14 protein-coding genes are annotated in these 14,312 nt (G+C 71.6%); 4 read left to right on the forward strand and 10 right to left on the reverse strand.

The genetic code is table 11. The annotated features are described in order from the left end of the window. The 4 genes from ACFXGI_RS18900 to mce form a co-directional block, all read right to left on the reverse strand. A complete protein-coding gene (locus ACFXGI_RS18900; RefSeq protein WP_384707576.1) occupies window positions 1–1,020 on the reverse strand; it encodes an ABC transporter ATP-binding protein in 1,020 nt (339 codons plus the stop codon). Window positions 1,021–1,169: 149 nt separating this feature from the next. Further along, on the reverse strand, window positions 1,170–2,108 hold the full coding sequence (locus ACFXGI_RS18905; protein WP_031150487.1) for a cellulose-binding protein: 939 nt from the start codon (window positions 2,106–2,108) through the stop codon (window positions 1,170–1,172). Window positions 2,109–2,301: 193 nt separating this feature from the next. Further along, a complete protein-coding gene (gene scy / locus ACFXGI_RS18910) occupies window positions 2,302–6,837 on the reverse strand; it encodes a polarized growth protein Scy (protein ID WP_384707580.1) in 4,536 nt (1,511 codons plus the stop codon). Between the two features lie 192 nt (window positions 6,838–7,029). Next, entirely contained in the window at window positions 7,030–7,458 is a 429-nt protein-coding gene (gene mce, locus ACFXGI_RS18915; RefSeq protein WP_229336428.1) for a methylmalonyl-CoA epimerase, read from the reverse strand. A gap of 136 nt (window positions 7,459–7,594) precedes the next feature. Here mce and ACFXGI_RS18920 point away from each other — a divergent pair, with 136 nt between their 5' ends. Together ACFXGI_RS18920 and meaB are read left to right on the forward strand one after the other, a co-directional pair. After that, a complete protein-coding gene (locus tag ACFXGI_RS18920; protein WP_384707583.1) occupies window positions 7,595–8,791 on the forward strand; it encodes an acetyl-CoA C-acetyltransferase in 1,197 nt (398 codons plus the stop codon). A gap of 58 nt (window positions 8,792–8,849) precedes the next feature. Beyond that, window positions 8,850–9,809 carry a methylmalonyl Co-A mutase-associated GTPase MeaB gene (gene meaB / locus ACFXGI_RS18925; protein WP_384707586.1) on the forward strand — a complete coding sequence of 320 codons (960 nt, stop codon included), beginning with the start codon at window positions 8,850–8,852 and terminating at the stop codon, window positions 9,807–9,809. Window positions 9,810–9,889: 80 nt separating this feature from the next. On the opposite strand, the gene ACFXGI_RS18930 is transcribed toward meaB, so the two are convergent. The 6 genes from ACFXGI_RS18930 to ACFXGI_RS18955 form a co-directional block, all read right to left on the reverse strand. After that, the gene (locus ACFXGI_RS18930; protein WP_099895366.1) at window positions 9,890–9,964 is read right to left on the reverse strand and encodes a 50S ribosomal protein bL37; all 75 of its coding nucleotides are present in this window, start codon (window positions 9,962–9,964) and stop codon (window positions 9,890–9,892) included. A gap of 94 nt (window positions 9,965–10,058) precedes the next feature. Next, a complete protein-coding gene (locus ACFXGI_RS18935) occupies window positions 10,059–10,622 on the reverse strand; it encodes a PepSY domain-containing protein (RefSeq protein ID WP_384707589.1) in 564 nt (187 codons plus the stop codon). A gap of 138 nt (window positions 10,623–10,760) precedes the next feature. Beyond that, complete coding sequence (locus tag ACFXGI_RS18940) at window positions 10,761–11,237, reverse strand: MarR family winged helix-turn-helix transcriptional regulator (RefSeq protein WP_384707764.1); 477 nt, start codon at window positions 11,235–11,237, stop codon at window positions 10,761–10,763. Window positions 11,238–11,301: 64 nt separating this feature from the next. Continuing rightward, window positions 11,302–12,132, reverse strand: coding sequence for an AIM24 family protein (locus ACFXGI_RS18945; RefSeq protein WP_384707591.1), 831 nt, complete (start codon window positions 12,130–12,132; stop codon window positions 11,302–11,304). Beyond that, window positions 12,129–12,779 carry an AIM24 family protein gene (locus tag ACFXGI_RS18950; RefSeq protein ID WP_384707594.1) on the reverse strand — a complete coding sequence of 217 codons (651 nt, stop codon included), beginning with the start codon at window positions 12,777–12,779 and terminating at the stop codon, window positions 12,129–12,131. The genes ACFXGI_RS18945 and ACFXGI_RS18950 overlap by 4 nt, the downstream gene beginning before the upstream one ends. Further along, window positions 12,779–13,417 carry an AIM24 family protein gene (locus ACFXGI_RS18955; RefSeq protein WP_053689446.1) on the reverse strand — a complete coding sequence of 213 codons (639 nt, stop codon included), beginning with the start codon at window positions 13,415–13,417 and terminating at the stop codon, window positions 12,779–12,781. The genes ACFXGI_RS18950 and ACFXGI_RS18955 overlap by 1 nt, the downstream gene beginning before the upstream one ends. 172 nt (window positions 13,418–13,589) lie before the next feature. Here ACFXGI_RS18955 and ACFXGI_RS18960 point away from each other — a divergent pair, with 172 nt between their 5' ends. Both ACFXGI_RS18960 and ACFXGI_RS18965 read left to right on the forward strand, forming a co-directional pair. Continuing rightward, window positions 13,590–13,940, forward strand: a complete 351-nt coding sequence (locus tag ACFXGI_RS18960; protein WP_030153811.1) for a DUF3817 domain-containing protein — start codon at window positions 13,590–13,592, stop codon at window positions 13,938–13,940. Beyond that, complete coding sequence (locus ACFXGI_RS18965; protein WP_030153812.1) at window positions 13,937–14,227, forward strand: MTH1187 family thiamine-binding protein; 291 nt, start codon at window positions 13,937–13,939, stop codon at window positions 14,225–14,227. The genes ACFXGI_RS18960 and ACFXGI_RS18965 overlap by 4 nt, the downstream gene beginning before the upstream one ends. Window positions 14,228–14,312: the final 85 nt, after the last annotated feature.

The raw sequence follows: 14,312 nt of genomic DNA on the forward strand, positions 1-14,312 counted from the left end.
TCACTGACCGCCCTTGCGCGTCGCCTCGTACCCGGCGCCCCACGCGGGGACGTCGGCCGGCCGGGCCGGGTTATCCGCGGGGCCGGGCCCCGGAGGCAGCCCCGGTTCTCCCGGTGCGTGGGCGTGGTACTCGACGGAGTCCGCCGTCATGCGCATGAACGCTTCCTCCAGTGAAGCCCGTTGCGGGCTGAGTTCGTGCAGCACGATCTGGTGCTGCGCGGCCAGCTCGCCGAGCTGCTCCACGGCGACGCCGTCGATCTCCAGCACGCCGGTGGCCGGGACGCTGATGGCGTCGATCCCGGCTTCGTGCAGGACGTCCTTGAGCCGCTCCTGCTGCGGGGAGCGCAGCCTGACGTAGCTGCGCGAGTTCTTGTGAATGAAATCAGCCATCGACATGTCGGCCAGAAGCTTTCCTTGGCCGATGACGATCAAATGGTCCGCGGTCAGCGCCATTTCGCTCATCAGGTGGGAGGACACGAAGATCGTCCGGCCCTCGGCCGCCAACCCCTTCATAAGATTTCGGATCCAGAGAATTCCCTCCGGGTCCAGACCATTGACAGGCTCGTCGAACATGAGGATCTCCGGATCGCCCAGCAGGGCGGAGGCGATTCCCAGCCGCTGACCCATGCCCAGCGAAAATCCTTTCGACTTCTTCTTCGCCACGGCTGTCAGCCCGACAAGATCCAGCACCTCCGCGACCCGGCGCTCCGGGATGCGGTTCGACTGGGCAAGACAGAGAAGGTTGTTGTAAGCGCTGCGGCCGCCGTTCATGGATTTCGCGTCCAGCAGTGCACCGATGTGCTTCAGCGGCTCCGGCAGGTCCCGGTAGTGCTTCCCGTCGATCCGGACCGTACCGCTGGTCGGGTTGTCGAGGTCGAGCATCATGCGCATGGTCGTGGACTTCCCGGACCCGTTGGGGCCGAGGAAGCCGGTCACCACCCCCGGTCTGACCTGGAAGCTGAGGTGGTCCACGGCGGTCTTCGCGCCGAATCGTTTGGTAAGGCCCTCAAGCTCGATCATGCCGCTCACGCTAGAACGCCCGAGGGCCCCACGCCACCTCAAACAGGTGACATAGGGCCCTCGGGCAGGACGTTCGTCCACGGGTCGGTAGACGGAGGCCGTCCGACCGGTCGACCGCCGGTGAACTGCCGCGCGTGCTACCGCGCGTACTAGCGGCTCTGCTGCGCCGGAACACCGCGGGTGACCGGCTCGTCGTCGACGATCGGGTTGGCCGCCGCGACGGCCGCACCGGTCAGCGTCGCCAGCATCTCGCGGACGTTGGTGAGCTGGGCGTTGATCGAGTCGCGGCGGTTGGTGAGCGCCGCCAGCTCGCGCTCGGACTCGCTGCGGATGCGGTCCGCCTTCGCGTTGGCGTCGGCGACGATGTCCTCGGCCTGGCGCTGCGCGGTCTCCACCGTCTGGCGGGCGCGGCGCTCGGCGTCCGTACGGAGCTTCTCGGCCTCCAGGCGCAGCTGCTCGGCGCGGTGCTCGATCTCCGCGAGGCGCTTCTCGGCCTTGGCCTGACGCGAGGCCAGGTCGCGCTCGGACTGCTCACGGCGCTTGGCGAGGTTCGTCTCGAAGTCCGCGGCGGCCTGGGCGGCCTTGGCGCGGGTCTCCTCGAACAGGGCGTCGGCCTCCTCGCGCTTGGAGGCGGCGTCCTTCTGGGCCTCGGAGCGCAGGGTGGAGGCGTCGCCCTTGGCCTTCTCGACGATGCGGACGCCCTCGTCCTCCGCCTTCGACTTGCGGTCGGCGGCGAACGACTCGGCGTCGTTGCGCACCTGCTGGGCAGCCGACTCGGCGAGCTCGCGGTGCTGCTCGGCCGCGCGACGGGCCTCCTCGCGCAGGTCCTTCGCCTCCTCCTCGGCCAGGCGCAGGATCTTCTCGACCCGGGCACCGAGGCCGGCGTACGACGGTTCGGCGTCGCTCACCTGGGCCTGGGCGTTCTGCGTCTCGAGGTGCAGCTCCTCGATCCGCTTTTCCAGAGAGTTGATACGTCCAAGGGCGCTGTCGCGGTCGGAGACCAGCTTGGTAATGCGGTCGTCCACCTGACCGCGGTCGTAACCACGCCGCACGAGCTCGAAGCCGAAGGGGGAGGAAGTGTCGCTCATGGGGTTCCTGTCGAATGAGACCGATGAGGTGCTACGTGAGGTGTTAGGGGAATCCTAGGCGCCCGAGCGGCGTGTCATCGAGTCAATCCGCGTTTGATCTGGACAATGACACCCCTTTTGAGTGGCAAGGCGACAGAATGCTTGTCACTCGTCCGCCTGAACCTTCATCAGGAACACACATCCCGATCGATTGCTAGCCCTCCGAACCCTTCCCACCCGAACGAGTGGAACCGGCTGAGGCTCCGGCCTTCACGCCCCCCGCGCCCTGACCGCCGACCGTCGGCTTTCCGCCGGCCGAAGGCGCCTCGAATGATTCCAACGCCTCGAGAACGTCCTGGACACGGGAGATCTCCGCCTGAATGTCCTCGCGCCTGCGCACCAGGACTGCCAGCTCACGGCGGCCCTCGTCGACCAGCCGTTCGGCCTCCGCATTCGCCTCCGCGAGGGCGCTCTCGGCCTCCCGGGACAGCTCGGCCTTCTTCTGCTCGGCCTCCTTGAGCAGCGCCTCCGCCTTGCGCACCGCGGCGATGCGGACCTTGCTCGCCTCGCTGCTCGCGTCCGACACCAGCGCCTTGGCCTTCGCCTCCGCCGCGACGCTCTGCTCGGTCGCCGCCCGCACCAGCTTGTCCACGCGCTCGCCGGCCGACTTCATCTGCTCGGCGGACTCACGGCGGGCCCGCTCGTGCAGCTCCTCGACCTCGCCCTCGACACGGGAGCGCAGCTCCTCCGCCCGCTCCCTTATGGCGGCCGCGTCCGTACGCGCACCGACCAGCAGCTCGTCCGCGTCCGTACGGGCCTTCTCCACCAGGGAGTTGCCCTCGACGGTCGCCTCCGAGGAGATCCGCACGGCCTCCTTGCGCGCCGCGTCGACCATCGCGTCGGCCTGCTCCTCGGCCGCCGTCGTGGCGGCCAGGGCCTGCGCCTGCGCGTCGTTGGTGAGCATGTCCGCCTCGGACGCCGCCTCGGTGATGAGCCGGTCCACCTGCTCCGCGGCCTCGCTGCGCCGCTTGTTGGCGGCTTCGCGGGCCTCGTCCAGCAGCCGCTCGGACTCCGTGCGGGCCTCCGTACGGGTGCGCTCCGCAGCCGTCGCCGCCTCGGCCTTGACGCGCTCGGCCTCCGAGCGGGTACGGGTCGCGTGCTCCTGCGCCGAGGCCAGGGCATCCGAGGCCTCCGCACGCAGCCGTTCCGCCTCGGACTGTGCCTCGCCGACCGTGCGCTCGTTGTCCTTGCGGGTCTGCTCGGTGAGCTGGTCCGCTTCGGACGCCGCCTCCGTGATGAGCCGGTCCGCCTGCTCGGCCGCCTCACCGCGCAGCCGGCCGGCCTCCGCGCGCGCGTCGTCGAGCGTCTGCTCCGACTCCCGCTCGGCGCTCGCCAGCGTCTCGTTCGCCGCGACCGTGACCCGGTCGGCCTCCGCGGTGGCCTCGCCGATGATCCGGCCGCCCTCCGCACGGGCGTCGTCCAGGGTCCGCGCCGCCTCGGCGCGCAGCCGCTCGGCCTCGGCCGCGGCCTCGCCGACCGTGGCCTCGTTGGCCGCACGCGTCTCGTCGACCAGCCGGTCGCCCTCGTTGCGGGCGTCGACCAGGACCCGCGCCGCGTCCCGCTCGGCCGCGGCCAGCATGTCGGACGCCTGGCGGGTGAGCCGCTCGGCCTTCGCCGTCGCCTCGCCGACCGCGCTCTCGTTCGCAGCGCGCGTCTCCTCGGTGAGCTTGTCCGCCTCGGACGCGGCCCCGGTGATGAGCCGGTCCGCCTGCTCGGCGGCCTCCGTACGCAGCCGGTTGGCCTCGGAGCGGGCCTCGTCCAGGGTGCCCGCCGCCTCGGCGCGGGTGGCGTCGGCCGCCAGCACCGCCTCGGTGGTGAGCCGGTCGGCCTCCGCCGCGGCCTCGCCGACCGTGACCGCGTTCGCGGCCTCGGTCTCGTCGGTCAGCCGCTTCGCCTCCGCCGTCGCCTCCGCGACGATCCGGCCGCCCTCGGCGCGCGAGGACTCCAGGGCCTCCGCCGCCTCGCCGCGGATCCGGTTCGCGTCGTCCCGGGCGTCGGCCCGGGTGCGGGCCGCATCGCGCTCGGCCGCGGCCAGCGCGTCCGTCGCCTCCGTACGCAGGCGCTGCGCGTACTCGGCGGTGTCGCCGCGCAGCTGCTCCGCCTCGGCGATCGCGTCGCCCACCGTACGCTCGGCCAGCGCCTTCGCCGCGTCCGTCTCGGCCCGCGCCTCGGTGCGGATCCGGTTGGCGTCCCCGGTGGCCCGCTCGCGCTCGTCGTAGGCGTCCGCGCGGACCCGCGCGGCCTCCTCCTCGGCCTCCGTCTTCGTACGCTCCGCCGCGTGCTCGGCGACGCTGCGCAGCCCTGCGACCTCCTCCTCGGCCTGCTCGTGCAGACCGGCAACGGCGTCCCGCACCTGCTGGGCCGTGGCCTCCGCCGCCGACACCAGCTCCGCGGCGCGCCGCTCCGCCTCCTCGGTCAGGCGGGCCGCCTCGGCCTGCGCCTCCTCGGAGCGCTTGCGGGCCGAGGCCAGCAGCTCCTCGCTCTGCTCGCGGGCCTGGGCCCGCTCGCTGTCCGCGTCCGTACGGGCCGACGCGAGGGTCTCCTCGGCCTCCCGGCGGCGCCGGGCGGCCTCCTCCTGCGCGGCGGCCAGCGCCTCGGCGGCCTCCGCGGCGACCCGCTCGGCGGCGGCCTTCGCCTCCGCGCGCAGCCGGTCCGCGGTCTCCTGCGCCTCCGAGCGCACCCGCTCCGCCTCGGACTCCGCCTCGCTGCGCAGCCGTACGGCGACCTGCTCGGCCTCCGCGCGGGTGCGGCCGGCGTCTTCCGCCGCGTCCGTGCGCAGCTGGTCGGCCTCCGCCTGCGACTGCGCCTGGAGGGTGCGAATCCGCTCCGCCGACTCGGCGCGCAGCCGGTCGGCCTCCTCCGAGGTCTCCCGGCGGATGTTCTCCGCCGCCCCGCGGGCGTCGCGCAGCGTCTGCTCGGCCGTGCCCAGCCGGCTCTCGGCCTCCGTGTGCAGGCGTACGAGCTCCTCGTCGGCCTCCGCCCGCTTCGCCGCGAGGGCCTGCTCGGTCTCCTCGCGCCGCGTACGGGCCGCCGCGTCGGCCTCGGCCCGTACGGACTCCGCCTGCTCCTCGGCCTCGGCGCGCAGCCGCTCCGCCTCGCCGCGGGTCCGCTCCAGCGTCTCCTCGGCCTGCTTGCGCAAGGTGGTGGCCCGCTCGACGGCCTCGGCGCGGACCCGCTCGCTCTCGGCGCTCGCGCCGCCGCGCAGCTCGTCCGCGTCCGACTTGGCCTTGCCGAGGAGCTCCTCGGCGGTCCGGGCCGCCTCCTCGATCTGCTGGACGGCCTCGCGGCGGGCCTCGCCGCGGATCCGCTCGCCCTCGGCGACGGCCTCGGCGCGCAGCTGCTCGGCCTCGCCGCGCAGCCGCCGGGCCTCCTCCTGGAGCTCGACGGTCCGGGCCCGGTACTCCTCGGTGTCGTCCTTCGCCGCGCCCTTGAGCTCGTCGGCCGTGGCCGCCGCCTGGGCGCGCAGCCGCTCCGACTCCGACTCGGCCTCGCGGCGGATCCGCTCGGCCTCCTCGGAGGCGGCGCGGGTGGTGGCCCGCGCGTCCTCCGAGGCCTTGTTCAGCACGTCCTCAGCGGTGCGGGCCGCCTTCGCCAGCTGGGCGGCCGTGTCCTCGGCCGCCGCCGCGCGGGCCTGCTCCGCGGCCTCCGCGCGCAGCCGCTCCACGCCGGCGCGGGCGTCGGCGAGGGTCTGCTCGGCCTCGGCCTTGAGGACCTCGGCCTCCTTGGTGGCCTCGCCGACTAGCCGGGCCACCTGCTCCTTGGCGGTGCGGGTGCGCTGCTCGTTGACCGACTCCGCCGAGGCGAGCTGCCGGGCGGAGCTCTCCTTGGCGTCCGCGAGCAGCTTCTCGGCCTCGGAGCGCGCGGTGCGCAGGGCGCCGTCGGCCTCCTGGACCCGCTGCTCGGCCACCCGGCCGAGGTCGAGGGTCTGCTGCCGGGTCTGCTCGGCCTCGGCGCTGCTGCTCGTGCGCAGCCGCTCGGCGTGCTCGGTGGCCTCCTGGGCCTGCGCGGAGGCGGCGGTCAGCAGCCGCTCGGCCTCCTTGCGGGCGCGCAGCAGGGTCGCCTCGGTCTCCGTACGGGCGGCCTCGGCGTCGGCGGTCAGCCGGCGGCGGGTCTCCTCGGCGACGCGGGCGGCCTCGGCACGGGCCGCGTTCAGTGACTGCTCGGCCTCGGCGCGCGACTCGTCCATGAGCCGGCGGGCCTGGGACTCCGTACGGGCGCGCAGCTGCTCGGCCCAGGCCACGTTCTCGTTGACGTGCGCCTCGACGGTCTGGCGGCGCTCGTTGAGCTCCTGGTCCAGGCGCTGGCGGCGGTTGACGGCCTCGGCGTGCAGCTCGGCCTGCAGGCGCGCCTGGTGCTCGGCGTGCTCCTGGAGGATGCGCTGGGTCTGCGCCCGGGCATCGCGCAGTTCGCGCTCGGCGTCCGAGCGCATCTGGTCGGCCTGGATCTGGGCGTTGCGGAGCAGCTGCTCCGCCTGGTAGCCCATGTCCGCGCCGTCGTAGGCGGGGCGGGACGCCAGATTGCGGCGCACCTCGTGGAGCTTGGCGCGCAGCACCTCGACTTGGTAGCCGAGGTCTTCGGCGTGCTGGACGGCCTTCCCGCGCTCCTTCTTCAGCCGCTCCATCTCGGCTTCGAAGCGCGAGAGATGGTCGGCTTCAGCCTGATGGCTCTCCTGGCTTTCGTAGCCCCGCACAGCGCGGTCCCATCCGTCCCCTGGTCGCAAGCTCACTCCCAATTGAGCATCGCTCGCCCGCTGAACGACGCCCCCGGGGAATGGTGTCAGATACCGGGGCAGGGGTCACAGGCCCCGACCCCGTCTCCGCACCGAACCCCGGCCGAGCCATGGCCACTCTACCGGCCGGGGAATCGGGCCATCAGTGGTCCGTCAGTGGTCGGGGTTCGAGGTGACCAGTTCGGTGAGGACTCCGTGGCAGTCCTTGGGGTGCAGGAAGGTGATCGAGGAGCCCATGGAGCCCGTGCGGGGCTGGTCGTAGAGGACCCGGACGCCCTTGCCGCGGATGGCCTCCGAGTCGCCCTGGACGTCCTCGGTGCCGAAGGCGATGTGGTGCACGCCCTCGCCGTTCTTTGCCAGCCACTTGCCCACTGCGGAGTCCTCGCGGGTGGGTTCGAGGAGCTGGAGGTAGGAGGCGCCGCCGTCGGAGGTCTCGTTGATCTTGAGCATGGCCTCGCGCACTCCCTGCTCCTCGTTGACCTCGGTGTGGAACACCTCGAAGCCGTACGTGGCACGGTAGAACTCGACAGTCTTGTCCAGGTCGAAGCAGGCGATCCCGATGTGGTCGATTCTTGTCAGCATGGGACCAGTGCACCGCTGCGGAGGGCGGTCACGCAACGTGCCAGCGATCACACCGACTGGCCGGTGACGGCGCGGGTACTGCTCAGTACATTCATGTAAACCCTCGTTCACCCTCATCTTCAAGGGGCTGTGCTCCATGTCCGGAACGAACAACACCACGTCAGTGATCGTCGCCGGGGCCCGCACCCCCATGGGGCGGCTGCTCGGCTCGCTGAAGTCCTTCTCGGGCGCCGACCTCGGCGGGTTCGCCATCAAGTCCGCCCTGGAGCGGGCGGGCATCGCCGGCGACCAGGTGCAATACGTGATCATGGGCCAGGTGCTGCAGGCCGGTGCGGGCCAGATCCCGGCCCGCCAGGCGGCGGTCAAGGGCGGCATTCCCATGAACGTCCCGGCGCTCACGATCAACAAGGTGTGCCTCTCGGGCCTCGACGCGATCGCGCTGGCCGACCAGCTCATCCGCGCGGGCGAGTTCGACATCGTGGTCGCGGGCGGCCAGGAGTCCATGACCAACGCCCCGCACCTGCTGCCGAAGTCTCGAGAGGGCTTCAAGTACGGCGCGATCGAGATGCTGGACGCGATGGCCTACGACGGCCTCACCGACGCCTTCGAGAACATCGCGATGGGCGAGTCCACGGAGAAGCACAACGCCCGTCTGGGCATCGAGCGCGCCCCGCAGGACGAGTTCGCCGCCACCTCGCACCAGCGGGCCGCCGCCGCACAGAAGAACGGCGTCTTCGACGCCGAGATCACCCCGGTCGAGATCCCGCAGCGCAAGGGCGACCCGGTCCTCTTCTCCCAGGACGAGGGCATCCGCCCGGAGACCACGGCCGAGTCCCTCGGCAAGCTGCGCCCCGCGTTCGCGAAGGACGGCACGATCACGGCCGGCACCTCCTCGCAGATCTCCGACGGCGCCGCCGCGGTGGTCGTGATGAGCAAGGCGAAGGCCGAGGAGCTGGGTCTGGAGTGGATCGCCGAGATCGGCGCCCACGGCAATGTGGCCGGTCCCGACAACTCGCTGCAGTCGCAGCCGTCGAACGCGATCCTGCACGCCCTGAAGAAGGAGGGCCTCCAGGTCTCCGACCTGGACCTCATCGAGATCAACGAGGCCTTCGCGGCGGTCGCCGTGCAGTCAATGAAGGACCTCGGCGTCGCCCCGGAAAGGGTGAACGTCAACGGTGGCGCCATTGCCCTGGGCCACCCGATCGGCATGTCCGGCGCCCGCGTGGTGCTGCACCTCGCGCTGGAGCTCAAGCGCCGGGGCGGCGGGGTCGGCGCGGCCGCGCTGTGCGGCGGCGGCGGCCAGGGCGACGCCCTGATCGTCCGCGTGCCGTGAGGCGGCAGTCCGAAGAGGCAGTCCTTGACCCCTACCCGAACCGAGGAGCGCAGCACGTATGACGGTGGACGTCCCCCAGCTGGTGGCCCAGGCGCGTGAGGGCAGGCCGAGAGCGGTGGCCCGGCTGATCTCGCTGGTCGAGGGGGCGTCCCCGCAGCTGCGCGAGGTGATGGCGGCCCTGGCCCCGCTGACGGGCGGGGCGTACGTGGTGGGCCTGACCGGCTCCCCGGGCGTCGGCAAGTCCACGTCCACCTCGGCGCTGGTCTCCGCTTACCGCAAGGCCGGCAAGCGGGTCGGCGTCCTCGCCGTCGACCCGTCCTCGCCGTTCTCCGGCGGTGCGCTGCTCGGGGACCGGGTCCGGATGTCGGACCACGCCTCCGACCCGGGGGTCTACATCCGCTCCATGGCCACCCGCGGGCACCTGGGCGGTCTCGCCTGGGCCGCCCCGCAGGCGATCCGGGTGCTGGACGCGGCGGGCTGCGAGGTGATCCTGGTCGAGACGGTCGGGGTCGGGCAGTCGGAGGTGGAGATCGCCTCGCAGGCCGACACCTCGGTGGTGCTCCTGGCGCCCGGGATGGGCGACGGGATCCAGGCCGCCAAGGCGGGCATCCTGGAGATCGGCGACGTGTACGTGGTGAACAAGGCGGACCGGGACGGCGCCGACGCCACCGCCCGGGAGCTGAACCACATGCTGGGCCTCGGGGAGTCCCGGGGCGCGGGCGACTGGCGGCCGCCGATCGTCAAGACGGTCGCGGCGCGCGGCCAGGGCATCGACGAGCTGGTCGAGGCCCTGGAGAAGCACCGGGCGTGGATGGACGAGCGCGGGGTGCTGGCCGAGCGCCGTACGGCCCGGGCCGCGCGCGAGGTGGAGACCATCGCGGTGACGACCCTGCGGGCCCGGATGGCCGACGTGCGCGGGGACGCGCACCTCGACGCCCTCGCGGCCCGGGTCGCGGCCGGCGAGCTGGACCCGTACGCGGCCTCGGACATGCTCCTGGCGACGCTGACGGAATCCTGAGCGGCCGTACGGAGTACGCACGCGAGAGCCGCGCCCCGGTCTTCCGGGGCGCGGCTCTCGTACGTCCGGGGGCGGACCGGTCAGGCGTTGGGACGCTTGCCGTGGTTCGCCTTCTTCTTCTTGCGTGCTCGCTTCTTGTTGCCGCGCTTGGCCATGACGCCACTCCCTCGAAGATCGGGGTAATCCGGGCGTTCGCCAGTCTAGGGGCGCCCGATCCGGTCCGCACGGGAACCCGTGGACCGGCGCGGTTCAGTTGCCGTCGTTGTCGGAGTCCGATCCGGACACCGTCGCCTTGCCCGACGTGGCGTCGACGTGGACGTTGGTGGTCTTGTTCCCGGACTGGATCTCCACGTTCCAGTAGCGGGAGCCGTTGTCGTCATCGTCGTCCCATTCCACGGACCGGACCTGGCCGGAATGGGCGGCCACGGCCGCCTTCATCGCCTGCTGGGCGGTGACCTTCGCGCCGCGCAGCGCCTTGTTCCCGCCGTCGCCGCTGTCGTCGTTGTCGGCGTTCTCGGTGAACACCTTGCCGCTGCGGGTGTCGACCGTCAGCTCCGCGTGCTTGCCGTTCTTGCCGATGACGTCGACGTGCCAGACGGCGCCGTCCTTGTCGAGGGACTCCACGACGCCGGGGTACTTCTTCAGCGCCGCGGCGACCGCGCCCGCGGCGTCCACGTCGGCGCGGACCGGGGCGGCCGCGGGGGCGGTTCTCGCCGCGCCGGTGGTGTGCGCGGCGGCGGCCGCCGCCGGGCCCCCGGCGACCAGGACGACGGCCGCGGCCGTCGCGACGTAAGCCTTGTGCTTGCCGTGCATGGCTGACCTCCTCTGGCCGGCCATGCGCTTACGGTTGCTCGGCGGGCGGCCGGCGAGCGAGCGTTACCACTCATTCTCGGGGCCGCCACCGAGGACGGCACCCCGGATGGGCGCCGTCCGCGCGGTACGGGGCCGCTGTCAGGCCATGCCGCGCTCGTCGCGCAGGTGCGCCGCGACCGGCTCCAGCGAGGCGCGCAGCGCCGCCAGGGCCTCCGGCGGCAGCAGGTCGATGAAGTGCCGGCGGACGGACGCCACGTGGTGCGGGGCGACCTTCCGCATGAGCTCCATGCCCCCGTCGGTCAGGACGGCGTACAGCCCCCGGCGGTCGGACTCGCAGTTCACCCGGACGACCAGGCCCGCCGTCTCCATGCGGGTGATCTGGTGGGACAGCCGGCTCTTGGACTGGAGCGTCGACGTCGCGAGATCGCTCATCCGCATCCGGTGGCCCTGCGACTCCGAGAGGTTCACCAGGATCTCGTAGTCGTTGTTGGTGAGTCCGAAGGGCTGGAGATCCTTTTCCAGCTGGTGCATCAGCAGCCTGCTGACGTCCAGGTGGGTGCGCCAGGTGCACTGCTCGGCCTCGGTCAGCCAGCGTGTGGCCGTCTCGGTCTCCATGGTCTCCATGAATGAACTCTACCTAAGAAGTTGAATTACGTACAAAAAGGGAAGGTGGAATATGTCAGAGTCCCAGGCGCCGCTGGAGGTCGCCCAGCTGCCCCGGCATCCGCGGCACGCCCAGCTGTCCCAGCGGACCCTGCTGCCCGTGGCCGCCGCCGTACCCGGCCCCGGGCACGCCCGCCGACTCCGCGCCGGCGCCGACGGCCCCGATCGCCTGCTCCGCCATCAGCATCTCCGAAGACTGGAGCAGCACCGTCCCGGCCCCGACGAACTCGAACTGGTGTTCCTCGCCGGAGCTGCCGCCGATGCCCGTCAGTGAGCGCAGACCGCCGAGGACGCCCGACATGTAGCCGTGGTCGTAGTGGTGGCAGGGGGACGGGCAGTCCGCCCAGCCCACCAGCGCCTGCGGGTCCACGCGCAGCGGCGGCTCCATGAACACCACCGGTCCGTTGGACGCCGCCACGAACTTCCCCGTTCCGATCAGGGTCAGGAACCCCGGCACGATCGACTGCTTCAGGGCGAGCGTGGGCTGGTAGGCCAGCAGGTTGCCCGACCGGATCGTCAGGTTTCCATTGTCCAGGTCGTACGAGTTCACGTCGAATGCCCGGTCGGCCAGCAGCATCTTGCCCTGGCCCTCGGCCACCACCCAGTCGGCGGCGTGCATCGGCGAGTGGAAGCTGGTGCGCAGCAGCCGGTCGAAGCGGCCGTTGCCGACGCCGTTGAACTCCATGCGCCCGTAGTAGGCGATCATCTTGCCCTTCTGCAGGAACCACTGGCTCCCCTTGAGCTCCACGCAGAAGGTGTAGGAGTTCACGTTGTCGTCGGAGGGCAGGGTGTGCGGGTCGAAGACCGTCGGGCCGCCGGGCCCGCCGATGACAGGACCAAAGTTCACAGCTTCTCCTCCGAGGCCTGCACGTACACCGCTCCCTGTCCCGACAGCTCCAGCTGGAAGGCCTCGCCCGAGCCGCGCCCCACCATGTCCCGCCAGCCGAGCGCGGTGGAGAGCTTGTTCCTGACGTCCCCGTGGTGGGCCACGTACGCCTGCGGGTCGACGTGGATCGGCCGGTTCGCGGTGATGGGGAGCTCGATGACCCCGCCGTGGGCCATGACGGCGACCGAGCCGTGCCCCTTGAGGGTGGTGGTGAACAGTCCCTGGCCGGTCACCTGACCGCGGACCATGCCCATGACACCGCCCTGCGAGCCCATGAACATCGTGCCCTGCTGGAGCGTGCCGTCGAAGGCGAGCAGCCGGTCGGCCTCGACGTACAGGGTCTCGCCGGTCAGGTTGATCACCTGGATGTGGTGGCCGCCGTGGCCGAACATCACGGTGCCGCTGCCCTCGACCGCCATCAGCGGAGTCTGCTCGTTCGCCACGCGGCGCCCGATCATGCCCATCACCCCGCCCTGACCGCCGGTCAGGCTCGGGGTGAAGGAGACGTCGCCGCGGTACGCGAGCATCGCGCCGCGCTGGCTGAACATCCTCTGCCCCGGGATCACCTGGGCCTCGACCATCTTCGAGTTGATCTCGCGGAACGGCATCAGATGTCGCCCCCGATGGTGTTGCGCTCGCTGGGCTGCACGTAGACCAGGCCCTCGCCCTCGAAGCGGATCTGGAAGGCCTCGCCCGAACCCTCGCCGATCAGGGTCCGGAAGTTGATCCCCGACTGGAAGGACTGCTGGAGGTTCCCGGTGTGCGCGATGTACGCCCCCGGGTCGACGGAGAGCGGGTACTGGGCGCTGACGCGCAGCACGACCGCCGGGCCGTCGGACATGATCGCCGCCTGCCCGGAGCCCTCGACGGTGGTGGTGAACAGGCCGTTGCCCGTCGCCCCGCCGCGCAGGCCGGTGAAGGTGGTGCCGGTGCGCAGGCCGGCGTCGGTGCACAGCAGGTTGCTGGACTCGACGTAGAGCTTCTCACCGCGCAGGTTCACCAGGTTGATCTCGCTCGCGCGGTCGGCGAAGAAGCAGGTGCCGTGCCCCTGCACTTCCATCACGGTCATCTGCTCACCCGTCAGTCGACGGGTCACCATGCCCCGGAGGCCTTCGCCGCCGCCGGTCATCTTCTTGAAGGCCATCTGACCGTCGTACGCGACCATGGAGCCGTTCTTCGCTTTCACGGCATCCCCGGTCAGGTCGACGGCGAGCACCTTGCTGCCTTGGAGTCGGAACTGAGCCACGGGATGACGTTATCGGCAGCGGGCGAAGGCGAACAGGGCCCGGTGGCCGATATCCGGCGACTGCGGCATCCCGCACACTCGGGACGCGGCCCCGCGGCGGCCCCGCCGCAAGATCGGGCAGGGCGGCTGAGAGACTGGAACGGACCCCCGGCCACCACCCCGAAGGTTCATCGTGGACATCAAGACCGCTTCCGCCCTGCACCGGCTGCGCCTCATCTCCGTACCGGAGGCGCTGTCGTTCCCGGCCCTGCTGATCTTCGGATCGGTGCTGAGCCGCATCTCCGACATCGACTACCTGATGATGCCGCTCGGCATCCTGCACGGGATCCTGTTCGTCATCTACGCGGTCTTCCTGCTGGACGTGTGGAACAAGGCGAAGTGGCCGGTCAAGAAGGTCGCCCTGTTCTTCCTGCTGGCGCTGCTGCCCTTCGGCGGCCTCTACGGCGACAAGCTCCTCAAGCGCGAGGAGGCCGACAGCGTCATGGCGGCCCGCGCCCGGCGCGAGGCGGCGAACGCGGCGTGATCGTCGCGTTCTCGGTGACCCCGCTGGGGGTCGGTGAAGAGGTCGGCGAGTACGTGGCCGACGCGGTGCGCGTCGTACGGGAGTCGGGACTGCCGAACCGCACGGACGCCATGTTCACCTCGGTCGAGGGGGAGTGGGACGAGGTGATGGACGTGGTCAAGCGCGCGGTGGCGGCCGTGGAGGAGCGGGCGCCGCGGGTCTCCCTGGTCCTCAAGGCCGACATCCGCCCCGGGGTGGTCGACGGGCTGACGTCCAAGGTGGAAACCGTGGAGCGCCACCTGGCCTAGTCCGGCCCGCCGTTCGGCCGAGCCCCGTTCGACACGCCCAGGGTTTGTCACCTTTTGTGGTGGTATAACCCTGGGCTTCGAGCAC

Origin of the sequence: Streptomyces sp. NPDC059355, assembly GCF_042752335.1 — a bacterium.
Lineage (GTDB): Bacteria > Actinomycetota > Actinomycetes > Streptomycetales > Streptomycetaceae > Streptomyces.